The following is a 25,231-nucleotide window of genomic DNA, read 5'->3' as shown; positions in this document are numbered from 1 at the left end:
GTATTTTGTAAAATTATCGTTACGCAAGACAGATCAAAGGGCGCCCGCCAGCAGGGCCAGCCCCCGTGCAAATCATCCGGTGAAGGGATATTCCTAAGTCATGTCGTGGACATAACAAGAAAGCCCTCACCAGGAGAGCCACATGAAACAGACGCAATACGTGGCACGCGAGCCCGATGCGCACGGTTTTATCGATTACCCGCAGCAAGAGCATGCGGTATGGAACACCCTGATCACCCGCCAGCTGAAAGTCATCGAAGGCCGCGCGTGCCAGGAGTACCTGGACGGCATCGACCAGCTCAAGCTGCCCCATGACCGCATTCCGCAGCTGGGCGAGATCAACAAGGTGCTGGGCGCCACCACCGGCTGGCAGGTTGCCCGCGTGCCGGCGCTGATTCCCTTCCAGACCTTCTTCGAGCTGCTGGCGAGCAAGCGCTTCCCGGTCGCCACCTTCATCCGCACCCCGGAAGAACTGGACTACCTGCAGGAACCGGACATCTTCCACGAGATCTTCGGCCACTGCCCGCTGCTGACCAACCCGTTCTTCGCCGAATTCACCCACACCTACGGCAAGCTCGGCCTGGCCGCAACCAAGGAACAACGCGTGTACCTGGCGCGCCTGTACTGGATGACCATCGAGTTCGGCCTGATGGAGACCGCGAAGGGCCGCAAGATCTATGGCGGCGGCATCCTCTCCTCACCGAAAGAGACCGTCTACAGTCTTTCTGGCGAGCCTGAACACCAGGCCTTCGACCCGATCGAGTGCATGCGCACGCCGTACCGTATCGACATCCTGCAGCCGCTGTACTTCGTGCTGCCGAACATGAAGCGCCTGTTCGACCTGGCCCACGAAGACATCATGGCGATGGTCCAGCAAGCCATGCAGCTGGGGCTGCACGCACCGAAATTTCCACCCAAGGTCGCTGCCTGAGCGCCTTGCCGATAACAACTCGAAGCGGAAAACACACCCATGAATGCCTTGAACCAAGCCCACTGCGAAGCCTGCCGCGCTGACGCACCCAAGGTCACCGACGAGGAACTGGCGGAACTGATCCGCGAGATCCCGGACTGGAACATCGAAGTCCGCGACGGCCACATGGAACTGGAGCGCGTGTTCCTGTTCAAGAACTTCAAGCAGGCCCTGGCCTTCACCAATGCCGTGGGCGAGATCGCCGAAGCCGAAGGCCACCACCCTGGCCTGATGACCGAATGGGGAAAGGTCACCGTAACTTGGTGGAGCCACTCGATCAAAGGCCTGCACCGCAATGACTTCATCATGTGCGCGCGCACCGACAAGGTCGCCGAGACGGCTGAAGGCCGTAAGTAAACACCACGAACAGGGCCTCAGGGCCCTGTTTTTTTACCCGCAATTTAGTCGAAATCTGTCCGGTATCCGCCCGCAAAACCGACAAGCGTCCGGGAAAAATTACAAACTGTCATCCAGACTTGTGTATCCTGCCCCAGCTTTACGAAGCTCCGAACGCGCCTGGCGCAGACTTTTCACTCACACTTGCGAGGAACGACGAGATGCATGAAATCCCGAATCTTCCCTTCCCAAGCCTGAACCCAGAAGAGCCATCCGTTACCGTCCACGCCGAACCGACGCCTGCCGTCGATCAGGATGGTGACGACCAATCCAGCGCTGACCAGGAATAAACTGCGCATCCCTGCGACTGTGTGAAAACGGCTGACCTGCGGGCTCCCCCGTCATCACGTTTTCACACCGTCACGAACCTCTGCCACGAAGACCCCCATGCCTGACTCACCGCGCCCTCTTGCGGTCACCCTGCAAGTCGTATCCATCGTCCTCTTCACCTTCATCGGCTACCTAAACATCGGCATCCCCCTTGCCGTGCTGCCAGGCTACGTACATAACGAACTCGGCTTCAGTGCCGTGATCGCCGGCCTTGTGATCAGCGTGCAGTACCTCGCCACCCTGCTCAGCCGCCCCACCGCCAGCCGCATAATCGATAACCACGGCAGCAAGAAAGCGGTCATGATCGGCCTCGCCGGTTGCGGCCTGAGCGGTGTATTCATGCTCGCCTGCGCCTTCCTTACCGAGCTGCCCTGGGTCAGCCTGGCGTGCCTGCTGTTCGGCCGCCTGGTGCTGGGCAGCGCAGAAAGCCTGGTGGGCTCTGGCTCGATCGGCTGGGGTATCGGCCGGGTCGGTGCCGAGCACACGGCCAAGGTCATTTCCTGGAACGGCATCGCCAGCTATGGCGCGCTGGCCATCGGTGCGCCATTGGGCGTGCTGATGGTCAAGGGCCTGGGGCTATGGAGCATGGGGGTGAGCATCCTCCTGCTGTGCGCCCTGGGCCTGCTGCTGGCCTGGCCGAAGCGCGCAGCGCCTGTGGTCAGTGGCAAGCGCCTGCCGTTCATGCAGGTGCTGGGCAAGGTGTTCCCGCACGGTTCAGGGCTGGCTCTGGGCTCGATCGGCTTCGGCACCATCGCCACCTTCATCACCTTGTATTACGCCAGCCGCGGCTGGGCCAATGCGGCGCTGACCCTGAGCCTGTTCGGTGCCAGCTTCATCTGCGCGCGGCTGCTGTTCGGCAACCTGATCAACCGGATCGGTGGGTTCAGGGTGGCAATCGTTTGCCTTTCGGTGGAAACACTTGGGCTGTTGATGCTGTGGATGGCGCCCAATGCCGAGATGGCACTGGCAGGGGCAGCGCTGAGTGGCTTCGGATTCTCGCTGGTGTTCCCGGCGCTGGGCGTGGAAGCGGTGAATCAGGTGTCGGCAGCCAACCGCGGGGCGGCAGTGGGGGCGTATTCGCTGTTCATCGATCTTTCGCTGGGGATTACCGGGCCGCTGGTGGGTGCGGTGGCATCGGGATTCGGGTTTGCCTCGATGTTTCTGTTTGCAGCGGCGGCAGCGTGCTGTGGGCTGGTGTTGAGCCTTTATCTGTATCGCCAGGCTCGGCTGGAGCGCGGCCAATAAAGCTGGGGCTGCGAAGCAGCCCCAGGTCCCTGAAACTCAGCGCTTGGCGTACTGCAACACCACTTCCAGCGGGTGGCGCATCTGCCGCTCGGTCATGCGCTTGACCTGGCTGCGGCACGAATAGCCGGTGGCCAGTGCTTCACCTTCCTTGTCCAGCTTGGTCGCCCACGACTGCTCGAAGATGGTCCGCGAAGTCTCCTGATTGCGCGCCTCATGCCCGTAGGTACCGGACATGCCGCAGCAGCCGGTCGCCTCGGTCACCAGCTTCAGACCCAAACGGGCAAACACCTGTTCCCACTGCTTGGTGCTGGCCGGCACATTGGTCTTCTCGGTGCAGTGCGCCATCAGGCGGAAGTTGCCCGGCGCGGTCGGTGCCTGCTCCGGCAGCACATCCATCAGCCACTCCTGCGGCAGCTGCACCTGCGGGCAGGCTTCGAGGCCCGGGACCTTCTGGTACTCCTGGCGGTAGACCAGGGTCATCGCCGGGTCCAGGCCCACCAGCGGCACGCCGCAATCAGCCAGGGCCTTGAGCTGGGTCGCATTGCGGATAGCCGCCTTGGCGAAGGCACCGAGGAAGCCCTGCACGTGCAGCGGCTTGCCGTTGGCGCTGTAGGGCGCCAGGAACACCCGGTGGCCAAGGCGATGGGCCAGCTCGATGAACGCGGCCAGCAGCGGCGTCTCGAAGTAGCGGGTGAAGGCATCCTGTACCAGCACGATGCTGCGCTCACGCTGGGCCGGGGTCAGTTCGCGCAGGGCTGGCACACTGGCCACGCCGACACGGCAGCGGGTCAGGGTCGACTGGAAGTTGAAGCGGCTGATCAGCGGGCTGTCGACCATACCGACCTTGTCCGCCAGCAGCTTGCTTACCCACTTCGAGCCCATCACTGCGTTGTACAGGCCTGATGCATGGGCCAGGTACGGGATGGTGAATTCCAGCGAGCCGATCAGGTAGTCACGCAGCGGGCGCTGGTAGCGGCCGTGGTACAGCTCGAGAAAGCGCGAGCGGAAGTCTGGCACGTTGACCTTGATCGGGCACTGCCCAGCGCACGATTTGCACGCCAGGCAACCGGCCATGGCGTCGTACACTTCATGGGAAAAGTCTTCCTGGCCCTGGTTGCGGGCGCGGTTGTTGCGCAGCCTCGCCGGCAGGCCCTTGAGCCACGACACCTTGTTGCGCGCCGCCGCCAGTACGTCGATGTTGGCCTCGCCCTGCAGGCGCAGCCATTCACGCATCAGCGAGGCACGGCCCTTGGGAGAATGCTGGCGTTCGCGGGTGGCCTTCCACGACGGGCACATGGCGTCGTTGCGGTCGTAGTTGTAGCAGGCGCCGTTGCCGTTGCAGTGCACGGCGCTGGGGAAGTCCTGCCACACGCGCTCGTCGATGGTGCGGTCAAGGTCGCCACGCAGGGTCACGCCGTCGACCTTGGTCAGGCCCTCGGCGCTGCCCGGTGGCGTGCAGATCTTGCCCGGATTGAGCTGGTTGTGCGGGTCGAAGGCGCCCTTCAGACGCTGCAGCGCCGGGTACAGTTCGCCGAAGTACTCCGGCACGTATTCCGAACGCAGGCCCTTGCCGTGCTCGCCCCACAGCAGGCCGCCATAGCTTTTGGTCAGCGCCGCCACGGCGTCGGAGATTGGCTTGACCAGGGCGGCCTGGGCCGGGTCTTTCATGTCCAGGGCCGGGCGCACGTGCAGCACGCCGGCATCGACGTGGCCGAACATGCCGTAGGCCAGGCCGTAGCCATCGAGCAGCGCGCGGAAGTCGGCGATGTAGTCGGCCAGCTGCTCCGGCGGCACGGCCGTGTCTTCCACGAACGGCTGCGGGCGCACTTCGCCCTCGACGTTGCCGAGCAGGCCCACCGAGCGCTTGCGCATGGTGTAGACGCGGGTCACCGCCTCGGCGCCCTCGGCCAACGTGTGGCCCAGGCGCTCGACGCTGGTGTCGCTCTGCAGGTGGTCGATGAACGCCTGGACCCGAGCATTGACCTCGGCCGGCTCGTCGCCACAGAACTCCACCAGGTTGATGCCCAGGGTCGGGCGCTCGGGGTCGGCCGGGAAGTATTCGGCGACGCTGTGCCAGACGATGTCCTTCATCGCCAGCATCAGCACCTTGGAGTCGACCGTTTCGATCGACAGCGGCTTGAGCGCCATCAGTGCATTGGCGTCGCGCAGGGCGTCCATGAAGCTGGTGTAGCGCACGTTGACCAGCACGGCATATTTCGGGATCGGCAGCACATTGAGCTTGGCTTCGACCACATAACCGAGCGAACCCTCGGCGCCGCACAGCACGCTGTTGAGGTTGAAACGGCCCTGCTCGTCACGCAGGTGCGCGAGGTCATAGCCGGTCAGGCAGCGGTTGAGCTTGGGGAAGGTGCTTTCGATCAGATCGGCCTGGGTTTCGTGGATCTCCCGGGCCATGCGGTACACCTCGCCGACACGGCCGGGCGCGGCACAGGCCTGCGCCAGCGCAGCGTCGTCGATCGGCAGGCTGTGCAGGCGCTCGCCGCCCAGCAGCACGCTGTGCAGTTCGAGCACGTGGTCGCGGGTCTTGCCGTAGGTGCAGCTGCCCTGCCCGCTGGCGTCGGTGTTGATCATGCCGCCGACGGTGGCGCGGTTGGAAGTGGACAGCTCAGGGGCGAAGAATAGACCGTGCGGCTTGAGCGCAGCATTGAGCTGGTCCTTGACGGTACCGGCCTGGACCCGCACCCAGCGCTCCTCGACATTGATTTCAAGAATCTGGTTCATGTGCCGCGAAAGATCGACGACGATGCCGTCGGTCAAAGACTGGCCGTTGGTGCCCGTACCGCCGCCACGCGGGGTCAGCTTGACGTCCTGGAAGCGCGCTTCTCCCATCAGTGCAGCAACCCGCGCCACGTCGTCGGTGTCCAGCGGGAACACCGCCGCCTGGGGCAGGCGCTGGTAGATCGAGTTGTCGGTGGCCAGCACCGTACGGGTGCCGTAGTCGGCGCTGATCTGGCCACGGAAACCACTGTTGCGCAGGGCTTCGAGGAATTCGGGGTAGTTGGCGCCGGGAGCAACGGTCGAAAGCGGGGCGATCATCGAAGGATGGCCTCTTGATATGGGCTGATTCACGGGATTCCTGTCGTTCCGGCATGGGTGACCGCATGCAGGGATGACGTATAGCCCAATGTTCCTGTAGTTTGGCTTCAGGGGCAAACGGATAATCCTGCCGCTATCAATGACTTTTATGAATGAATTACCGCCACCTGACACCGTCCATGTCACTCCTGCTGGCTTTCGAGGCCGCCGCCCGGCATGAAAGCTACACCCGCGCCGCCGCCGAACTGTCGCTGACCCAGAGCGCAGTCAGCCGCCAGGTACAGGCACTGGAGCAACAACTGGGCCTGACCCTGTTCCGCCGTGAAGGGCGCCAAGTGCAGCTGACCGATGTCGGCCGTCTGTACCAGCGCGAGCTCAGCGAGGCGCTGGGGCGCATCCGCAGCGCCACATTGCAGGCGCTGGCGTATCAGTCGGGCGTGGGCACCTTGCGCCTGGCCACCCTGCCGACCTTCGGCTCGAAGTGGTTGTTGCCGAGGCTGCATGCGTTCTACAGCGCACACCCAGGGATGCTGGTGCATATTCATTCACGGATCGAAGCCATCAACTTCGACACCAGCGAGATCGATGCGGCTATCGGCGTAGCCAGCCATGACTTGCCAGGGCTGATCTGCCATCGCCTTCACGCCGAGGAACTGGTGGTTATCCTGCCACCGGAAGCAGGCACAGATACCCAAGGCTGGTGCCCGGCGCGCATCAGCCAGGAAGTGCTGCTCAACGTGGCCAACAACCCGCATGCCTGGGGCGAATGGTTCTCGCACCATGGCCTGCCGCACCGGGCGATGCGGTTGGGGCCAAGTTTCGAATTGACCTCGCACCTGATCCAGGCGGTACGGGCCGGGATCGGGATCGGCCTGGTGCCGAGAATCCTGGTTGACGAGGAATTGGGCAAAGGCGAGTTATTTAGCCCAGGCAGCGCCATTGCCAGCCAGCGTAGCTATTACCTTGTCTATCCTTCGCGAAATGAAGCGCTGCCGTCGCTGAAAGCTTTTCGTGGCTGGCTGCTGGGGCAGATATAGGGAGTAAGCATTCCTGGAATTGCGCCTGCCCCCTATCATTCATTCGGGGATGTTAACATTCCACATATATGCCGCGCGCTGCATGGCCGCCTCGGTCAACGCCATACGCTGATCACGCAACCAGTCCGCCTCCCATTGGTTAAATGCCTCCATGCCCTCTGCATCATCTGCCTCATGTAACCGATTCTTTTCTATGATTCGCTGTGCTGGTAACTTGAAGCGTGCAGGCCACGTCCGCTCAAGGTATTTTCGCCAGTACGCTTGCTCACAAAACCATGGAGCCATTTCGGCAACCACTTGATGTTCCCGGATGTCCCTCAACACCCCAGGACGGTCTACAGCTCTTCGGTCAAACTCACCGGTAAAACGCATAACAGGACGGCGAATGGGAAGTTGCAGGTCATCGTACAGCTCGATTCGATACATCAACTGCACATCGACCGACTTCGCAGCCATTCCCAAATCAAAAGCATGCATCGAAGAAAACTCATCCAGCTTTTGCATCCGCCAAAATTGACCACCGACCCTCAACAACTCTGCCTCCGAGTGAGCTTCAGGATTTCGGATAAGCCCCCACGTCTGGATCTTCATCTCAAGATCGATAAAATGAGAGAGCGCATCATCACCACAGGCATTGACCTCCGACTCCCTAAAGAAATCAGCCCTGAAGCTGTAATGCTCCCGGGTGTCGGCCATCAGTTTTTCCCTGCCTGCATTCGCCCCAGCTTCCTGCGCCAGCTTGTCCTCAACGATCGTGGCAAGTTCATCCTCTGTGATCACAAGCGAATCACCGGCTTCTTTGATCGCCTCCATCATCTCCTGTACCCGATAAGCAAGCTCATTCGCACCGTTATCAGAGGCGAACTCTGCAGATGTACTCAAGCGTTTGAGGAGGTCGAAAAAATTATGCGAGCCGGGCAGCTCTTCAATACTCTGCCACAACGATGCTAGCTCGTCCCTGAACTCCGGATCCATAGCGTCCTCCCACTGATAACGCTGAGGCACAGGATTCAGAATATTCTCTGGGTCATACCACCGCCTCTCTGTTTCACCGCGCATTCCTACCCGAAACCTTCCCCTGCGCACGATGGGTGACGCCCAAAAATCCGGATCGAATGAAGTGATCGTACTGTCCGTCAGTTCAAACCTTGACAATTTCTGGTGTCTCAACACTCCCCGCGGCATGCTCGGGAGCCGGGTAGAACAAAGCAACAATGATCTCAACTCCGGCATCCCGCTGATTGAAAAGCCTACGTTCAGCGGGTTATTCGACAAGTTTAGGTACAACAGCGCCGTGCAACTCTCCAGTATCTCCACCTGCCGGGCGTCCAGTTTTATTCTGTTCCCTGACAAATCCAACGACGTCAACTGGCCACGAAGAAAGGGGGGCAAGGAAATTTTGCGAATCTCACCATTGGTCAGGTCTAGCTCCTGCAAGTTCGGGAACGCACGAAGAAAGTTTTCAGAAATTTCCGTCAATTCGGAGTCTCTCAGCGCGAACTGGGTAACGTGTGGGAAGACGATGGACTCCGGGAGCTCAGGAAGTTGCTGAAACCCCATCCCGATATCCCATAGCGCGTTTGGCACCTTGACATCCAGAAATTTTCCGAGTATCGCAACACGCCACCGCGCAATCAGTGTTTTGCGAAAACCATAACGCGCCAACCATTCAAGCTTGAACGCACCGAGCCGCTGCCAACGCGTCAAGCTGGTTTTCAATATTTTAAGCTGGCTCTCAAATTCACGTATTGCCGTCTCGGCATTCTCAGGCCCCGCGGCACTGAGCCACGCCTCGATCTGCGCGTCACTGGCGCCGGCACACAACATTCGTAGCCGGGCTGGTAGCGCGGCGGGCGGGCGACTGCCGAACAACCGGCCACCGCCTGAAAGTGGATAACCTATCCTGCCATCATCCAGACGTCTGGGCAGCAAGAAGGGCGCCGAAGGGTGATCACCTCCGAACAGGCTCTCGATGTCCTGCCGGCCTGTCATCCACTGCCTTGCCACTGCTTGCCGAAGGTTGACGGCAAAGGGCTCTGCAATCCCCATGGCAGCACGCTCTGCTGTGCTGAATGCATCGGCCAGGGTTTCAAACAATTCTCCGGGTGTACTTTCATCGTTGCCCTGCGCATCTCGCAACCAGAATGCGCCGTCCTGGTAAAGCAAGCTTGATGCAGTGGACTGGCTACTTGGCGCGGGGAATGCCAAGCGGCCTTGCGCATCTATCAAGTGCCAGCTTTTGTCAGCCGGCACGCCAGGCAGCCCCTGCACAAGCTTGAGGATAGCCCTGGCAAAATCGAACGTCTGCGGCACGTCGATCCACAAGCCTTCCCCCACTCGCGTCACCCTTATGCGCAAAACCCGCTCCCGCGCAGCCAGCGCCATGGCCAGCGGCACACGCCCCGATTCGGCCATCTGGGTGCGCTGGGCCTCACTCGCTTCGGCCAGCATCTGCTGCGCAGCCAGCTGGTGCAGGCTGGCAAAAGCCCGCCGCAAAGGGCGAGTGGTTTCATCCATGACGTCCAAAGGCTCATAGAGCATCTGGAACAGCTGCCGTCGATGATCGGCAACGACTTGCGCCAAGCCTTCATCCGCCAACCCGGCGGCACCGGGGAGCTCATGCGCTTTGAGCAATAAAGGCTGGTCCGCGATCTGCTCACCGGAACGCAAGCATCGCTGCAGATCAGCCACGCGCTCGGCAATCAGAAACCGGTTTACCGTATCAATCAGCTCAACCTCGGGCGCCTTGCCAAAAACGTGCAAAGCCCTCAGGTGCAGGTCGCTGAGGCCATGCACGGCAATCACATGGTCAACCAAGCTGCGCGGAAGCCGAGCGCATTGGCCGCCCAGTCGGCTGAACATCCTTTGAGTATCATTCCACTGCTCTGGCCGGTCGCTCCAGAGCCGCCATGCCCCGGCGCCATTGTGCTCCAATTGAGGCGAATGATTCGCGTGCGGACGAAGGTAACATTCCCCGTCAACGCGCTCAGTTACCTGGTAGTAAGCCCCATCCATCTCAATCCAGCTTTGCGCGTCCTGACGGTAGATCCCCTGCGCATCAACCACCGCAGTCACCGGTGGTGGCTGACTTACATAAGGCGCAAGATCCTGGTTCCACAGCTTTTCACTGCCGTCCTCCAATACAGCAGGCACCATGTCATCGACCATTACCGCTCGTTGCCACGCATGTCGCACGGCAACACCTCCAACACCCGCCGCTGCCACGATCGCCAGGGTCTTGCCCACGTTGAGCAGGTGGTCCAGCGCTGCAGCGTCGTCGCCCTCGCGCCACCCCGCCGCAGCTTGAAATGTCTCGTCCAGCAGGTCCCAGGCCATCACCGCCAGCAAGATCACGCCCAATTGCGGCACAAACAGGCTCGCAAGCGTCAATCCCGCCCATCCCTCGGCGACCATGCGCCGGTCATGCTCCGCCTGCACAGCAGTGTCGATCTGAGCCACAGGCACCGCAATCATCGCAGCGTCATCCTTGATCTGGTTGATCCGCCCAATCGCCAGCCCTTGGAATAGCGAATCCAGATCACGCGTCATGTGTTGATCCAGGTCTCGGGTAGCAAAGTCTGCGATATCGCCCAATCGTTTCTGCACTTCAGTAAAAAAATGCTGGCTGTCGCGCCTGCGCACAAAGCGACTGAAAAACTTACGATACTGGTCATCGCGCAAGCGACGTCCCAGCACACTGCGGGCAAACGCCTCGAGATCGTTGCTCACGCTCCAGGGGCCATGTGGATCTGCAGGTATGTAAACCAGCACCGCTTTGCTGGTATTACGGAAAAACCCTTCATCGATCACATCGAACACAACAATCTGCTGAAGCTCGCAACCCAGTATCTGCAGCTTTCTGGCAACCACGGGCGCGCCCGCCAGTCGGCCAGGGCGGCCTTGACGATAAACGTCGATCACCCACTCCAGTTGCACCTCACTGAGTACGCCATCCGAGTGCGCCTTGAGTGCATCGACCAGCATCATCGAACGAATCTGACTTTGCAGCAATTCAGCAAAGCCCTGCCCGTTAGCGCCGCTCACCACTGGCGACTGCAGTACAGATTGCAAGTGCTTCTGGTATTGACCGCCAATATCAAGACTGCGGCATGCCTGGACAAATGCCGTGGCTGAAAGCTGCGCAACTTTGTTGCCGACCATGTCGACCACGCAATCCCCTTTCATCGTGATGTGGTCATTGCTGAAGTTCTGTAAAGCCGCCCATAACAACGAAATGTCGTACCAGTCGCGGTCCTGTATCGGTAGCCGACTGGTAGCCCAATGCACGGTTGGCGATGCATAGGTGTACCACTGCCGCAGAAACAGCTTATCGGGTGCCCTACTCAGCCCAAACCGATCGACAATTCGTTGCTTGGCGAACTCATCGATGTTTTGCACTCTGGAAAAAATTGCAGAGAGTTGCCGACGCGTTGCAAGCCCGGCGTGCAACGCCTCGCTCAACAAGGCAAACCGCGCAGGGTCGAGTTTTTTCAACCAGCCAGGTAGGCGTCTGGCGATAAAGCCATCCTGAAAGCTGCGCAGTTGCGCACTTCCATCAAACGGTGTGGAGTGAGGATTGTCGGTAGTCATGTGTGCCTGAGACCCTGCTTGTAAGTACCTGCAGCATTGGCTAAGGGAGGCAGCGCCAGGCACTATTCGGCTACTACCCGGCATCCTCTGCAGGGCTTTGGGACAAGGCAAAAAAAAACCCGAAGCCAGTCACCTGGCTTCGGGTTTTACGAGTAGCTCTAGCGGCTTACTTGGCCGCGTGACCAGCAGCCCGACCCGCCTGCGCCTGACGACGCGGCTTGACCATGTACACCACGAACATGGCAAACAGCCAGACAGGGATTGCATACACCGAAACCTGGATACCCGGAATCATCAGCATGATGCCGAGGATCAGTACCACGAAGGCCAGCACCACATAGTTGCCGTACGGGTACCACAGCGCCTTGAACAGCGGCTTCTGGCCAGTACGGTCGAGGTGCTGGCGGAACTTCAGGTGCGAGTAGCTGATCATCGCCCAGTTGATCACCAGGGTGGCCACCACCAGCGACATCAGCAGTTCCAGGGCGTTTTGCGGCATCAGGTAGTTGAGCAGCACGGCAACAAAGGTAACCGCAGCCGACACCAGGATCGAACGCACCGGCACGCCGCGCTTGTCAACCTTGGCCAACGATGCCGGGGCATCGCCCTGCTCGGCCATGCCCAACAGCATGCGGGCATTGCAGTAGGTGCCACTGTTGTACACCGACAACGCCGCAGTCAGTACCACGAAGTTGAGCAGATTGGCGGCCACATCACTGCCCAGCAGCGAGAACACCTGCACGAACGGGCTGCTGCCATAGCTTCCACCCGAAGCGTCGATACTGGCAACCAGGTTGTCCCACGGCGTCAGCGACAACAGCACCACCAAGGCGCCTACATAGAAGATCAGAATGCGGTAGATGACCTGGTTGATGGCCTTGGGGATTACGGTCCTCGGCTTGTCGGCCTCGGCTGCCGTGAACCCGAGCATTTCCAGGCCACCAAAGGAGAACATGATGAAGGCCAGGGCCATGACCAGGCCGCTGACGCCATTCGGGAAGAAGCCTCCGTGCGACCACAGATTGGTGATGGAGGCGTCAGGGCCGCCGCTGCCACTGGTAAGCAGGTAGGCACCCAGGCCGATCATGCTGACAATGGCCACAACCTTGATGATGGCGAACCAGAATTCGGCCTCACCGAAGAACTTCACGTTCATCAGGTTGATGGCGTTGATCAGCAGGAAGAACGCCGCTGCCGTAACCCAGGTGGGGATCTCCGGCCACCAGTAGTGAACATACTTGCCGACCGCCGACAGCTCCGACATGCCCACCAGGATGTACAACACCCAACAGTTCCAGCCCGACAGGAAGCCGGCGAAACCGCCCCAGTAGGAGTGGGCGAAGTGGCTGAACGAGCCGGCCACCGGCTCTTCGACGATCATTTCGCCAAGTTGGCGCATGATCATGAAGGCGATGAAGCCGCAGATGGCGTAGCCAAGGATCATCGACGGGCCAGCGGATTTCATCACGCCTGCCGAGCCGAGGAACAGGCCGGTACCAATTGCTCCGCCGAGCGCGATCAACTGGATGTGGCGGTTCTTCAGGCCCCGCTTGAGCTCGCCTGAATGCATGTTTTGTCCACTCATGAACGAAGTCACCTGCATTGTTTTTATCTGTGACGGAATCGGACCCACCGCGCTCGTGGCGCAGCGGAATGGGCAAGGTGGTTACCTTGGGTTTCTTGCCAACGGATGCCGCCGGGGCGGATCAGCCAGGTGTGGGCAAGAGTGCGCGGTACGCAAGAGGGTCACAGGTAAAACGCGGCGCACTGTATACCTCTGCAAACGCGCAGGCGTCAACGCGTTGCATTGTTTCCTCGGGAAAAAACGCAGCGATCCTGTGGTAGGGGCCTGAAAAGGCGAAGTGATCGGCGTACATGGCGCCTCCATTTGTTGTTCTGTTGGCCCGGCTCTGCGGCCGGGCTTTTGCACTCGGCAATGAGCGCTATATCACCGTGGTACGGGGGTTTGGGCAAGACTGGGTGGGGTGGAGGTGATCGAATCAAGATGGGGCTGGGCGGCCTGACTCCCGTGGCATACAGGAGTCAGGCTGCAGCAGCCTAATCACAGACTGTCCAACAAATGGGGCGCAGTTCAGGAGATCTCCATCCGCCGGGAAAGCTCAAAACCTGTAGGAGCGGGCTTGTCCCGCGAAGAGGCCGGAACAGGCAGCAGAAGAGTCAGGGTTCGGACTTGCCCTCTTCCTCCACCGAAGCCTCGGGCTCTTCCTCGCGCAGGTCATCGAAATCGGTCTTCAGGCCTTCTTCCATTTGGTCCAGCTCAACCAGCAAGCTGCGGAAGCTGGTCTCTTCCTTCGGCTCGCCGACGGCTTCCTCTTCGCCCAGGCTGGCATCGGCCAAGGCCTGTATGTGCGCCGGGACCGGCGCATCATCCGGGTCGAGCAGCGGCTCCGGCTCCAACTCGCGCAGTTCGGCCAGCGCTGGCAGTTCGTCCAGGCTTTTGAGGTTGAAGTGATCGAGAAACGCCTTGGTGGTAGCAAACATCGCCGGGCGCCCGGGCACCTCGCGATAGCCGACCACGCGAATCCACTCGCGCTCCATCAACGTCTTGATGATGTTGCTGTTGACCGCCACGCCGCGCACGTCCTCGATCTCGCCACGGGTAATGGGCTGGCGGTAGGCGATCAGCGCCATGGTTTCGAGCAAGGCCCGGGAATAACGCTGCGGGCGCTCCTCCCACAGCCGGCCAACCCAGGGCGCGAAATCTTCACGAATCTGCAAGCGGTAACCGGAGGCCACTTCCTTGAGCTCGAAAGCCCGCCCCGTGCAGGACTTGGCGAGCACTTCCAGGGCTTTCTTGAAGACTTTCGGCTCGGGGCGCTCGGCCTCTTCGAACAGCTCGTAGAGGCGTTCGAGGGACTGCGGCTTGCCCGAGGCGAGCAGGAACGCTTCGATCAGCGACGCCAGGTCGCGGGGTTCATTCAGATTCATCAGGTTCTTCGACAGACTCGGGGCGCAGCCGCACATGGATCGGCGCAAACGGCTCATTCTGCACCAGTTCGACCAGCGATTCCTTCACCAGCTCGAGGATCGCCATGAAGGTCACCACCACGCCGAGCTTACCCTCCTCGGGCGTGAACAGCTCGACGAACGGCACGAAGGCGCCGCCCTTGAGGCGCTCCAGCACGTCGCTCATGCGCTCGCGGGTAGACAGCGTCTCGCGGGTGATCTGGTGGCTCTCGAACAGGTCGTTACGGCGCATGACCTCGGCCATGGACACCAGCAGCTCCTCCAGGCTGACCTGCGGCAGCAGCTTGCGCACCTTGGCCTGTGGCGCCTCAAGACGCGGCACGACGATCTCGCGGCCCACCCGCGGCAGCTCGTCGATGCCCTCGGCGGCGGCCTTGAAGCGCTCGTACTCCTGCAGACGGCGGATCAGCTCGGCGCGCGGGTCGCCCTCCTCTTCCTCGACCTCGGCCGAACGCGGCAGCAGCATGCGCGACTTGATCTCGGCGAGCATGGCGGCCATCACCAGGTACTCGGCGGCCAGTTCCAGGCGCACGCTCTTCATCAATTCGACGTAGCCCATGTACTGGCGGGTGATTTCCGCCACCGGGATGTCGAGGATGTCGATGTTCTGCTTGCGGATCAGGTACAGCAGCAGGTCCAGCGGGCCCTCGAAGGCTTCGAGGATGACTTCCAGGGCGTCCGGCGGAATGTACAGGTCCACCGGCATTTCGGTCAGCGCTTCGCCGTAGACCAGCGCCAGCTGCAACTGCTGTGGCGGCGGCTCGATCTGTTCGGCCGGCGCCTCGGGTACTTCCACCTGACTCACGCGTTGACCATGAACGGCGTAGGGTCGCCGCAGCCTTCGCGGATCAGTTCAGGCTCGTCGCCGGACAGGTCGATGATGGTCGAAGCCTTGAGGTCGCCGAAGCCACCGTCGATGACCAGGTCGACATGGTGCTCCAGGCGCTCGCGAATCTCGTAGGGGTCGGTCATCGGCTCGGTGTCGCCCGGCAGGATCAGGCTCACGCTCATCAGCGGCTCGCCCAGTTCGGCCAGCAGCGCCAAGGTAATAGCGTGGTCCGGCACGCGCAGGCCGATGGTGCGGCGCTTTTCATGCAGCAGCAGGCGCGGCACTTCGCGGGTACCGTTGAGGATGAAGGTATAGGGCCCGGGTACATGGGCCTTGAGCAGACGGAAGATACCGGTGTCGACCTTGGCGTACAGCCCCAGTTGCGACATGTCGCAGCACATCAGGGTGAAGTTGTGGGTCTTGTCCAGGCCGCGCAGGCGGCGCACCCGCTCGATCGCCGCCTTGTCGCCGATCTGGCAACCCAGGGCATAGGCCGAGTCGGTCGGGTAGACCACCACGCCGCCCTTGCGGATGATCTCCACCGCCTGGCGGATCAGGCGCGGCTGAGGGTTCTCCGGATGAATCTGGAAAAATTGGCTCACGAAGTCTTCCTGTTCATAGCGCCATAGGCTGTTCATGGCTGAATCGACGCCACAGAGGTGGCAAGTCCTCAGGCAATGGCCGGTAGGCACCGATCTCGCCCCAGGTGCCGGGGCCGTGGAAATCGCTGCCAGCGCTTGCCAGCAGGCCAAACTCACGGGTGAGGATGGACATCGTGCCCACCTGTTCGGCCGGCATCATCCCGTTGACCACTTCAAGTGCCTGCCCGCCTGCCTGAATATAGTCGGCAATCAGCCGCCTGCGCTTGCTGCGGGTCAGATCGTAGTGCATGGGATGCGCAAGGCTCACCCAAGCGTTTGACTCGCGCAGGGTCGCGACAGTTTCCTCGAGCGTCGGCCAGTGCTGCTTGACGTCGCCCAGTTTGCCGGCCCCCAGCCACTTGCGGAAGGCCTCGCCGCGGTCCTTGACATGGCCGGCGCGGACCATGAATTCGGCAAAGTGCGGCCGCGCCGGGGCGTTGCCGCTGTCCCCCAGTTCCTGTTGTACGGCCCGCGCACCGTCGAGGGCGCCCGGCATACCCTTGGCCGCCAACCGTTTGTCGATTTCCTCGGCGCGCAACCAGCGGCCACGGTGCAGGGCCTCGATGGCCCGGAGCAAGGGCGGTGCATCGAGCGGGAAGTTGTAGCCCAGCACGTGGATGGTCGCGCCGCCCCAGGTGCACGACAGCTCTACCCCGCTGACCCAGCGCATGCCACGCGTGTGGCAGGCCTGGCGAGCTTCGGGTAGCCCTTCGAGGGTGTCGTGGTCGGTCAGTGCCAGCGTTTGCACCCCGTGCTCATGGGCCCGGGCGACCAGGTCCGTGGGCGACAGGGCGCCGTCGGAGGCCGTGCTGTGACAGTGCAGATCAACATTCATGGAGGAGCGCTTTCGCTGGAATCGATGTTTGTTATTATGCCGTCACATCCCGATTCTGGCTGCCATTGTGAAACAATTCATCGATTTCATCCCGCTGCTGCTGTTCTTCATCGTCTACAAGCTCGACCCACGACCCATGGAAGTCGCTGGCCACAGCTTCGAGTTCGGCGGCATCTACAGTGCCACGGCGATGCTGATCATCAGCTCGCTGGTGGTGTACGGCGCGCTGTTCCTGCGCCAGCGCAAGCTGGAAAAGGGCCAGTGGCTGACCTTGGTCGCCTGCCTGGTGTTCGGTGGACTGACCCTGACCTTCCACAGCGAGACCTTCCTCAAGTGGAAGGCGCCGGTGGTCAACTGGCTGTTCGCCCTGGGCTTCGCCGGTAGCCACTTCATCGGCGACCGGGTGCTGATCAAGCGCATCATGGGCCACGCGCTAACCCTGCCCGATGCCATCTGGTCGCGCCTGAACGTGGCCTGGATCGCCTTCTTCGTGTTCTGCGGCGCCGCCAACCTGTTCGTGGCCTTCACCTTCCAGGACTTCTGGGTCGACTTCAAGGTGTTCGGCAGCCTGGGCATGACCGTGATCTTCCTGGTGGCGCAGGGTGTGTACCTGTCGCGTCACCTGCACGACGACCCTTCCACCTCCAAACCCAAGGATTGACATGCTCTACGCCATCATCGCCAGCGACGTCGCGAACTCCCTGGAAAAACGCCTGGCCGCACGCCCGGCGCACATCGAGCGCCTGCAACAGCTCAAGGCCGAAGGCCGCGTGGTGCTGGCCGGCCCGCACCCGGCCATCGACAGCAACGACCCAGGTGAAGCCGGCTTCAGCGGCAGCCTGATCGTCGCCGAGTTCGACTCCCTGGCCGCCGCCCAGGCCTGGGCCGATGCCGACCCGTACATCGCCGCGGGCGTGTACGACAAGGTCATCGTCAAGCCGTTCAAGCAAGTCTTGCCCTGACCGCCCACCGCGTCGCCGATCACGCAGGCGACGCGGCCTGCCCCGTTCTAATTGCACGCTCAAATTGCACAGTCGCCCCCAGTCTGCGGTATCTTTGCCACTGGCGAGCGCGTCAGACGCCGTCGATTTGAATTGAGTGAGTCATGAGCGAGCTGTTACTGATTGATGATGACCAGGAACTCTGCGAGCTGCTCGGCAGCTGGCTGACCCAGGAAGGGTTTGCGGTACGCGCCTGCCACGATGGCCAGAGCGCGCGACAGGCGTTGGCCGAGCAGGCCCCGGCGGCCGTGGTGCTGGATGTGATGCTGCCCGACGGCAGCGGCCTGGAGCTGCTCAAGCAGCTGCGCAACGAACACGCCGAGCTGCCGGTGCTGATGCTGTCGGCGCGCGGCGAACCCCTGGACCGCATCCTCGGCCTGGAACTGGGCGCCGACGATTACCTGGCCAAGCCCTGCGACCCTCGTGAGCTCACCGCCCGCCTGCGCGCCGTGCTGCGCCGCAGCCACCCCACCGCCACCACCACCCAGCTGGAGATCGGCGACCTGGCGTTCAGCCCGGTGCGTGGCGTGGTCAGCATCGATGGCCGCGACATGAGCCTGACGCTGTCCGAAAGCCGCATCCTCGAAGCGCTGCTGCGCCAGCCGGGCGAGCCGCTGGACAAACAGGAACTGGCGCAGATCGCCTTGGGGCGCAAGCTGACCCTGTATGACCGCAGCCTGGACATGCACGTCAGCAACCTGCGCAAGAAAGTCGGCCCACACCCCGATGGGCGGCCGCGGATCGTGGCACTGCGTAGCCGCGGTTACTACTACAGCCTGTAAACCTGCATGGGGCCGCCTGCGCCCCATCTTTACCCTGCCTTTACCGTCCGCTGACTGCGCTTGACCTTGATCTCCCTAGACTGAGCTCATCCGGTAAACACCGGCCCATGACAGGAGAAACACCATGCGCAAGACCCTTATCGCCCTGATGTTCGCCGCCGCCCTGCCAACCGTCGCCATGGCCATGCCTGAAGGCGGCCCGCGTCACGACGGCCCGCATCATCGCGGTGATGCGCCTTTCGCCCAACTGGACCTGAGCCGCGACCAGCGCCAGCAGATCGGCAAGCTGATGGGCGAGCAAATGCAGCACCGCCGCGAAATCACCGAGCGCTACCTGAACAAGCTGCCAGCAGCTGACCAGAAGGCCATGAAAGACGAGCTCAAGGCCAGCCACGACAAGACCGACAGCCAGGTCCGCGCGCTGCTCAAGCCTGACCAGCAGAAGAAGTTCGACGAACTGCAGAAGGAACGCGAAGCTCGCAAGGCTGAATGGAAGGAGTTCCAGGCCTGGAAAGCTGAAAAAGCTGGCAAGGCCCAGTAAGCTGTCACCCCAATGCCCGGCCCGCCCTCAAGCGGGCCGGGCTTTTCCCGTTTTCAGGAGGTGCTCTTGCGTTCTCTGTTCTGGCGCATCCTGGCCAGTTTCTGGCTGGCTATCACCCTGGTCGCGGGCCTGTCGATCCTGCTGGGCCACATGCTCAACCAGGACGCCTGGATCCTCAGCCGCCACCCGGGCCTCAAGACCATGGCCAGCCACTGGGCCAAGCATTACGAGCAGGAGGGCCTGGAGTCTGCCCAAGCCTTCCTGGAGCGACGCAAGGAGCGCTACAAGATCGATGTGCAGGTGCTCGACGACAGCGGCGATGCCGTGGTGCCTGGTACTTTCCCGCGCCGCGCGGCGGCGTTCGAGGCGCGCCAGCACAATGACGAGCGCCGCCTGCCGTGGCGCCGCCTGACCGAGGAATACACCAGCCCCGACAGCGGCAACACCTACCTGTTGATCTACCGCATCCCGCACCCGGAGCTGGACGCCTGGCACCGCGAGAGCCTGCTCTGGCCGTTGAGTGCCCTGGGTATCGCGCTGGTGGTGCTGACCTTGTTCAGCCTGCTGGTGACCCTGTCGATCACCCGCCCGCTCAGCCGCCTGCGCGGCGCGGTGCACGACCTTGGCCAGGCCAGCTACCAACAGAACAGCCTGGCCCGCCTGGCGGCCCGGCGTGACGAGTTCGGCGTGCTGGCCAAGGACTTCAACAAGATGGGGGCACGCCTGCAGAGCCTGATCGGCAGCCAGCGCCAGCTGCTGCGCGATGTGTCCCACGAGCTGCGCTCGCCACTGGCTCGCCTGCGCATTGCCCTGGCCCTGGCAGAGCGCGCCGAAACCGAACAGCGCCAGGCCCTGTGGCCACGCCTGACCCGGGAATGCGACCGCCTGGAAGACCTGATCAGCGAAATCCTGACGTTGGCCCGGGTCGATGCCGAGCAGGCCCACGCCGAGCCTGTCGATCTCAACGCGCTGCTCGGCAGCGTGCGCAAGGACGCCCAGCTCAGTGCGCCGGAGCAGGAAGTGAAGCTGGAAGCGCAGCCGGGGCTGACGCTACAAGGCTGGCCGACGCTGATCGAGCGTGCCGTGGACAACCTGGTGCGCAATGCCCTGCGCTTCAACCCGGAGGGGCAACCGATCGAGATCAGTGCGCAGCGCGAGCAGGACAAGATCGTCCTGAGCGTGCGCGATCATGGGCCAGGTGCGGCGCCGGAGCATCTGGCGCAGTTGGGTGAGCCATTCTTCCGCGCGCCGGGGCAGGAAGCGGCGGGGCATGGGCTGGGGCTGGCGATTGCGCGCAAGGCGGCCGAGCGGCATGGCGGGAGTCTGGTGCTGGAGAATCACCCGCAGGGTGGGTTCGTGGCTCGGTTGGAGTTGCCGCTGGCTGTGGCAACAGGCAGTTGAAGTGATGTAGGGCCCACTGGCCCTTTCGCGGGGCAAGCCCGCTCCTACAGATACTGCACAGCCCTCGGCCCTTGCGTAATTTCTGTAGGAGCGGGCTTGCCCCGCGAAGAATCCAGCGCGCTATTCGCCCCAGACGCTGACGTAATCGGCAGTTTCCAGAATCGGCGCCGTACGCGGTTCGGCCATCGGCGTACCGACATACAGGTAGCCAATCAACTCCTCATTCTCGGCCAGGCCCAGCCCTTTGTGCACATGGGCATCGAACGCCATCTCACCGGTGCGCCACACCGCGCCTATCCCTTGTGCATGCGCTGCAATCAGGATGCCATGGGCCGCGCAACCCGCCGCCAGGCGCTGCTCGGACTTGGGCACCTTGAAGTGGTCCTGCAGCTTGGCGATCACCACGATCAGCAACGGCGCACGCAGCGGCATCGCGCGTGCCTTGTCCAACGCAGCCTGGCTGGCGTCGCCCTTGTGCTGCACCGCTTCGGCAAACAGCTGACCGAGCTTGTCGCGGCCCTGCCCCTCGATGGTCAGGAAGCGCCATGGCCGCAGCTGGCCGTGGTCCGGTGCGCGCAAGGCGGCCTGGAACAGCGCCTCGCGCTGGGCCTCGTTGGGCGCAGGTTCGGTCAGGCGCGGCACGGATACACGGTTGAGCAATGCGTCGAGAGCCTCCATCGGCTACCCTCCTGGCAGGTGAATGTGCGGCCATTCTAGCGTTTACATCACCAGACCCATAGGTAGAATGGCGCCCTTCCGTTTCGAGTCAGAGCAGATCACATGGCGTTGCCGACCTTAAGGATCATTGGTTTCATCATCGGCATCTTCCTGATCACCCTGGCGGTCAGCATGGTCGTGCCCATGGCCACCCTGGTGATCTTCGAGCGCACCGGCGACCTGCCGTCGTTCCTCTGGTCCAGCCTGATCACCTTCATCGCCGGCCTGGCCATGGTCCTGCAGGGCCGCCCCGAGCACGTACACTTGCGCCCGCGCGACATGTACCTGCTGACCGTCAGCAGCTGGGTGGTGGTGTGCATATTCGCCGCCCTGCCCTTCCTGCTGACCCAGCACATCAGCTACACCGACGCCTTCTTCGAAAGCATGTCTGGCATCACCGCCACCGGCGCCACGGTGCTCAGCGGGCTCGACACGATGTCGCCGGGCATCCTGATGTGGCGCTCGATGCTGCACTGGCTCGGCGGCATCGGCTTCATCGCCATGGCGGTAGCAATCCTGCCGCTGCTGCGCATCGGTGGCATGCGCCTGTTCCAGACCGAGTCGTCGGACCGCTCGGAAAAGGTCATGCCGCGCTCGCACATGGTCGCCAAGTCGATCGTCGGCGTATACGTCGGCTTCTCGATCTTTGGCGCACTGGCCTTCTGGTGGGCGGGCATGAGCCCGTTCGATGCCATCAACCACGCCATGTCGGCGATCTCCACCGGCGGTTTCTCCACCTCTGACCAGTCACTGGCCAAATGGGACATCCCTGCCGTGCACTGGGTCGCGGTGGTGGTGATGATCATGGGCAGCCTGCCCTTCACGCTGTACGTGGCGACCTTGCGCGGCAACCGCAAAGCCCTTATCCGCGACCAGCAGGTTCAAGGTTTGCTGGGCATGCTGGTAGTGACCTGGATCGTGCTCGGCACCTGGTACTGGTACACCACCAACCTGCACTGGCTCGACGCCCTGCGCCACGTGGCGCTGAACGTGACCTCGGTGGTCACCACCACCGGCTTCGCCCTGGGCGACTACAGCCTGTGGGGCAACTTCTCGCTGATGCTGTTCTTCTACCTGGGCTTTGTCGGCGGCTGCTCCGGCTCCACCGCCGGCGGTATCAAGATCTTCCGCTTCCAGGTGGCCTACATCCTGCTCAAGGCCAGCCTCAACCAGCTGATCCACCCGCGCGCGGTGATCAAGCAGAAGTACAACGGCCATCGACTGGACGAAGAAATCGTCCGCTCGATCCTGACCTTCTCGTTCTTCTTCGCCATCACCATCTGCGTGATGGCCCTGCTGCTGTCACTGCTGGGCGTTGACTGGATGACCGCACTGACTGGTGCTGCCGGCACCGTGTCGGGCGTGGGCCCGGGCCTGGGTGAAGTGGTCGGCCCTTCGGGCAACTACTCGACGCTGCCGGATGCCGCCAAATGGGTGCTGTCGACCGGCATGCTGCTCGGCCGCCTGGAGATCATCACGGTGCTGGTGTTGTGTATGCCGGCGTTCTGGCGTCACTGACTTCGGCAGGCTCCGCCCCCAGCCGGGCACGGTACTCGCTGGGGGTCACATCGAACCAGCGGCGAAACGCCCGATAGAAGTTGCTCGGGTCGGCAAAGCCCAGCAGATAGGCGGTTTCCAGCAGGGTCATGCCTGGTTGGGCCAGATACTGCTCGGCCAGCTCGCGGCGGGTGTCGTCGAGCAACGTCTGGAAGCTGGTGCCCTCTTCCTGCAAGCGGCGCTGCAAGGTGCGCTGGGACAGGTGCAGGGCCTGGGCCAGGGTTTCGCGCTTGGGCTCCCCTTGCGGCAGAATGCGGCACAGCACCTGGCGCACCCGGTGAGTCACGCGGCTTTCCGAAAAACGCGCGAGGTATTCGCCGGCAAAGCGGTCATGCAGGATGGCCATGGCTTCGTTGGCAGTGGGCAATGGCGCTTCCATGTCGGCCCGCTCGAACACCAGTGCATCGTGCGGAGCACCGAATATCAGCGGGGAATGGAACGCCACCTTGTATGGCTCGATATCCTTCGGCTGCGGCCCTTGCACCAGCACCCGCCGCGGCTGCACCGGCCGGCCACTGAGCCATTTGCACAAGGCCAGCGCGCAGGCCAACGACGCTTCGGCGCTGTGCCGGGTGGGTGGCAGGTGATCGCCATGCACGGTCAGAATCAGCGAATAGCCTTCAGGGCCGAGGATGAAGCTCAGGTCCGAGCTTTCGGCAATGATGCGCTGGTAGCGCACCAACCGCTCGAAACCTTCGGCCAGGGTGCGGCTGGACATCAACGCATAGCCCACCACATGGAATGAAGCCGGGCGCACCACCCGCGCCATGTTCAGGCCGATGGCCTCGTTGCCCGAGAGTTCGACCGCCAGCTGCCAGAGGCGGGTCATGGCGTCCTGCGGGAAGCGTGCATCCGGGTCGTCGAGTGCAGCGAAATCCAGCCCCAGCTGCTTGAACATGGCCGGGCAGTCGAGCCCTTCCAGCTCCAGCGCCTTGACAATCCCTGATGCCCAGCTGGCTGACGTGGTTCTTTCACTCATGGCAGGCTTCTTATACTGACCGCTTCATGCGGTGAACCCCAAGGATACTCATTTGGCACCTATTGTCACTGGCCGGCACCGCCAATGACTCTAGACTCGATTCAGGCTCCACGCCGTGTATCCTGTCCAAAAGTGATAATCCCGGAGCACTGCCCATGACCAGCACCGCGCAGTTTCGCAGTTTCGCCGAGTTCTATCCGTATTACCTGGGGGAACACAGCAACCCGACCTGCCGACGCCTGCACTTCGTCGGCACCAGCCTTGTGATTGCCTTGCTTGCCTATACCGTCGGCAGTGGCAAGTGGTGGCTACTACTGGCCGTACCGTTTTGCGGGTACGGCTTCGCTTGGGTCGGGCATTTCTTCTATGAGCGAAACAAGCCAGCGACGTTCAAGCACCCGTGGTACAGCCTGATCGGCGACTTCGCCATGTTCCGCGACATCCTGCTCGGCAGGATCAGCCTCTAGGCCGGCTCGCGCAGGGCCGTCGCGGCTTCGGCCTGGCGGGCCTGCGCGTCGGCCAGCCGATACAGCTCGATGCTGCCATCCCAGTGCTCGATCAGCGCCGTACACGACTCCACCCAATCGCCGCAATTGAGGTATTCCACCTCCCCCACCTGGCGAATCTCGGCATGGTGGATGTGCCCGCAGACCACGCCATGAAAGCCGCGACGGGTGCATTCATGGGCAATCGCATCCTCGAAATCGCTGATGAAGTTCACCGCACCTTTGACCTTGTGCTTGAGGTACGCCGACAGCGACCAGTAGCCATACCCGTAGCGCGCACGCCAATGGTTGAGCCAGCGGTTGAGCACCAGGGTGAACTCGTAGGCACGGTCGCCGAGGAAGGCCAGCCAGCGGTGATAGCGGGTAATCACGTCGAACTGGTCGCCATGGATCACCAGCAGGCGACGGCCATCGGCGGTCAGGTGCTCGGCCTCGTCCACCAGCTGGATGTTTCCCAGTATCAGCTTCGAGTATCGCCGCAGGAATTCGTCATGATTGCCGGTGACGTAGATCACCTCGGTGCCGCGCTTGCTCATGGTCAGCAAGCGGCGGATCACATTGGTGTGGGCCTGCGGCCAGTAGATGCCGCTGCGCAGCTTCCAGCCATCGATGATATCGCCGACCAGGTAGACGCGGTCGGCCTGGTAGCCCTTGAGGAACTGCGACAGGTGTTCGGCCTGGCAGTCACGTGTGCCCAGATGCACGTCAGATATCCACAATGTGCGCACACGCTGCTTGCGTGACGGGCGAGAGAGTTCGACATGGGTCATGGGCAGGCTCCGGCGCTGTTTGCTGGAGACTGGCAGGCACAGATGACAGGTTGGTGGCA

22 protein-coding genes are annotated in these 25,231 nt (G+C 62.2%); 12 read left to right on the top strand and 10 right to left on the bottom strand.

Annotation, left to right across the window (positions count from 1 at the left end):
- The first annotated feature begins 142 nt into the window (after positions 1-142).
- The 4 genes from phhA to BGP85_RS06375 all read left to right on the top strand — a co-directional run bounded on the left by phhA (position 143) and on the right by BGP85_RS06375 (position 2,941).
- On the top strand, positions 143-931 hold the full coding sequence (gene phhA / locus BGP85_RS06385) for a phenylalanine 4-monooxygenase (protein ID WP_103446421.1): 789 nt from the start codon (positions 143-145) through the stop codon (positions 929-931).
- A gap of 39 nt (positions 932-970) precedes the next feature.
- Entirely contained in the window at positions 971-1,327 is a 357-nt protein-coding gene (locus BGP85_RS06380; RefSeq protein WP_060508389.1) for a 4a-hydroxytetrahydrobiopterin dehydratase, read from the top strand.
- 200 nt (positions 1,328-1,527) lie between these two features.
- On the top strand, positions 1,528-1,656 hold the full coding sequence (locus BGP85_RS29185) for a hypothetical protein (protein WP_256587427.1): 129 nt from the start codon (positions 1,528-1,530) through the stop codon (positions 1,654-1,656).
- Between the two features lie 97 nt (positions 1,657-1,753).
- Positions 1,754-2,941 (top strand): MFS transporter, encoded by a 1,188-nt coding sequence (locus BGP85_RS06375; RefSeq protein ID WP_103446420.1) that lies wholly within the window; start codon positions 1,754-1,756, stop codon positions 2,939-2,941.
- A 36-nt stretch (positions 2,942-2,977) separates the two neighbouring features.
- Here BGP85_RS06375 and ydiJ read toward each other — a convergent pair whose 3' ends face one another.
- Positions 2,978-5,998, bottom strand: a complete 3,021-nt coding sequence (gene ydiJ / locus BGP85_RS06370) for a D-2-hydroxyglutarate dehydrogenase YdiJ (protein WP_103446419.1) — start codon at positions 5,996-5,998, stop codon at positions 2,978-2,980.
- 152 nt (positions 5,999-6,150) lie between these two features.
- Between ydiJ and BGP85_RS06365 the strand changes: the two genes are divergently transcribed.
- The gene (locus tag BGP85_RS06365; RefSeq protein WP_103446418.1) at positions 6,151-7,035 is read left to right on the top strand and encodes a LysR substrate-binding domain-containing protein; all 885 of its coding nucleotides are present in this window, start codon (positions 6,151-6,153) and stop codon (positions 7,033-7,035) included.
- A 39-nt stretch (positions 7,036-7,074) separates the two neighbouring features.
- Here BGP85_RS06365 and BGP85_RS06360 read toward each other — a convergent pair whose 3' ends face one another.
- From BGP85_RS06360 to BGP85_RS06335, 6 genes are all read right to left on the bottom strand, one after another.
- Complete coding sequence (locus BGP85_RS06360) at positions 7,075-11,625, bottom strand: dermonecrotic toxin domain-containing protein (RefSeq protein ID WP_181004463.1); 4,551 nt, start codon at positions 11,623-11,625, stop codon at positions 7,075-7,077.
- Positions 11,626-11,791: 166 nt separating this feature from the next.
- Positions 11,792-13,210, bottom strand: coding sequence for an amino acid permease (locus BGP85_RS06355; protein WP_181004462.1), 1,419 nt, complete (start codon positions 13,208-13,210; stop codon positions 11,792-11,794).
- Positions 13,211-13,803: 593 nt separating this feature from the next.
- On the bottom strand, positions 13,804-14,574 hold the full coding sequence (scpB, locus tag BGP85_RS06350; protein WP_103446415.1) for an SMC-Scp complex subunit ScpB: 771 nt from the start codon (positions 14,572-14,574) through the stop codon (positions 13,804-13,806).
- Positions 14,561-15,286: a segregation and condensation protein A gene (locus BGP85_RS06345; protein WP_181004511.1), complete on the bottom strand. Its 726-nt coding sequence runs from the start codon at positions 15,284-15,286 to the stop codon at positions 14,561-14,563. The genes scpB and BGP85_RS06345 overlap by 14 nt, the downstream gene beginning before the upstream one ends.
- A gap of 128 nt (positions 15,287-15,414) precedes the next feature.
- The gene (locus BGP85_RS06340; RefSeq protein ID WP_085675920.1) at positions 15,415-16,044 is read right to left on the bottom strand and encodes an L-threonylcarbamoyladenylate synthase; all 630 of its coding nucleotides are present in this window, start codon (positions 16,042-16,044) and stop codon (positions 15,415-15,417) included.
- A gap of 13 nt (positions 16,045-16,057) precedes the next feature.
- Positions 16,058-16,918, bottom strand: a complete 861-nt coding sequence (locus tag BGP85_RS06335; protein ID WP_103446413.1) for a PHP domain-containing protein — start codon at positions 16,916-16,918, stop codon at positions 16,058-16,060.
- 67 nt (positions 16,919-16,985) lie between these two features.
- Here BGP85_RS06335 and BGP85_RS06330 point away from each other — a divergent pair, with 67 nt between their 5' ends.
- From BGP85_RS06330 to BGP85_RS06310, 5 genes are all read left to right on the top strand, one after another.
- Positions 16,986-17,579 carry a septation protein A gene (locus BGP85_RS06330; protein WP_103446412.1) on the top strand — a complete coding sequence of 198 codons (594 nt, stop codon included), beginning with the start codon at positions 16,986-16,988 and terminating at the stop codon, positions 17,577-17,579.
- A 1-nt stretch (position 17,580) separates the two neighbouring features.
- Positions 17,581-17,880 (top strand): YciI family protein, encoded by a 300-nt coding sequence (locus BGP85_RS06325; RefSeq protein ID WP_008091826.1) that lies wholly within the window; start codon positions 17,581-17,583, stop codon positions 17,878-17,880.
- A gap of 143 nt (positions 17,881-18,023) precedes the next feature.
- Complete coding sequence (locus BGP85_RS06320; protein ID WP_103446411.1) at positions 18,024-18,701, top strand: response regulator transcription factor; 678 nt, start codon at positions 18,024-18,026, stop codon at positions 18,699-18,701.
- Positions 18,702-18,825: 124 nt separating this feature from the next.
- On the top strand, positions 18,826-19,242 hold the full coding sequence (locus BGP85_RS06315; RefSeq protein WP_103446410.1) for a Spy/CpxP family protein refolding chaperone: 417 nt from the start codon (positions 18,826-18,828) through the stop codon (positions 19,240-19,242).
- 60 nt (positions 19,243-19,302) lie between these two features.
- On the top strand, positions 19,303-20,643 hold the full coding sequence (locus BGP85_RS06310) for a sensor histidine kinase (protein ID WP_103446409.1): 1,341 nt from the start codon (positions 19,303-19,305) through the stop codon (positions 20,641-20,643).
- Positions 20,644-20,763: 120 nt separating this feature from the next.
- Here the strand turns inward: BGP85_RS06310 and BGP85_RS06305 are convergent, their stop codons facing one another.
- Positions 20,764-21,321 (bottom strand): NAD(P)H nitroreductase, encoded by a 558-nt coding sequence (locus BGP85_RS06305; RefSeq protein WP_103446408.1) that lies wholly within the window; start codon positions 21,319-21,321, stop codon positions 20,764-20,766.
- 102 nt (positions 21,322-21,423) lie between these two features.
- On the opposite strand from BGP85_RS06305, the gene BGP85_RS06300 reads away from it, so the two are divergent.
- A complete protein-coding gene (locus tag BGP85_RS06300) occupies positions 21,424-22,878 on the top strand; it encodes a TrkH family potassium uptake protein (RefSeq protein WP_103446407.1) in 1,455 nt (484 codons plus the stop codon).
- Here the strand turns inward: BGP85_RS06300 and BGP85_RS06295 are convergent.
- Positions 22,835-23,896, bottom strand: coding sequence for an AraC family transcriptional regulator (locus tag BGP85_RS06295; RefSeq protein ID WP_103446406.1), 1,062 nt, complete (start codon positions 23,894-23,896; stop codon positions 22,835-22,837). The two genes, BGP85_RS06300 and BGP85_RS06295, sit on opposite strands and share 44 nt — an antisense overlap.
- A 155-nt stretch (positions 23,897-24,051) precedes the next feature.
- Between BGP85_RS06295 and BGP85_RS06290 the strand changes: the two genes are divergently transcribed.
- Positions 24,052-24,363: a DUF962 domain-containing protein gene (locus BGP85_RS06290; protein ID WP_103446405.1), complete on the top strand. Its 312-nt coding sequence runs from the start codon at positions 24,052-24,054 to the stop codon at positions 24,361-24,363.
- Here BGP85_RS06290 and BGP85_RS06285 read toward each other — a convergent pair.
- A complete protein-coding gene (locus BGP85_RS06285) occupies positions 24,360-25,172 on the bottom strand; it encodes a UDP-2,3-diacylglucosamine diphosphatase (protein ID WP_103446404.1) in 813 nt (270 codons plus the stop codon). The two genes, BGP85_RS06290 and BGP85_RS06285, sit on opposite strands and share 4 nt — an antisense overlap.
- Positions 25,173-25,231 lie beyond the last annotated feature (59 nt).

The sequence above is a fragment of the Pseudomonas putida genome, from assembly GCF_002906855.1.
GTDB lineage: Bacteria > Pseudomonadota > Gammaproteobacteria > Pseudomonadales > Pseudomonadaceae > Aquipseudomonas > Aquipseudomonas putida_N.
Note: the sequence above shows the minus strand (reverse complement) of the source record. Positions and strands in the feature narration are given on the sequence as shown.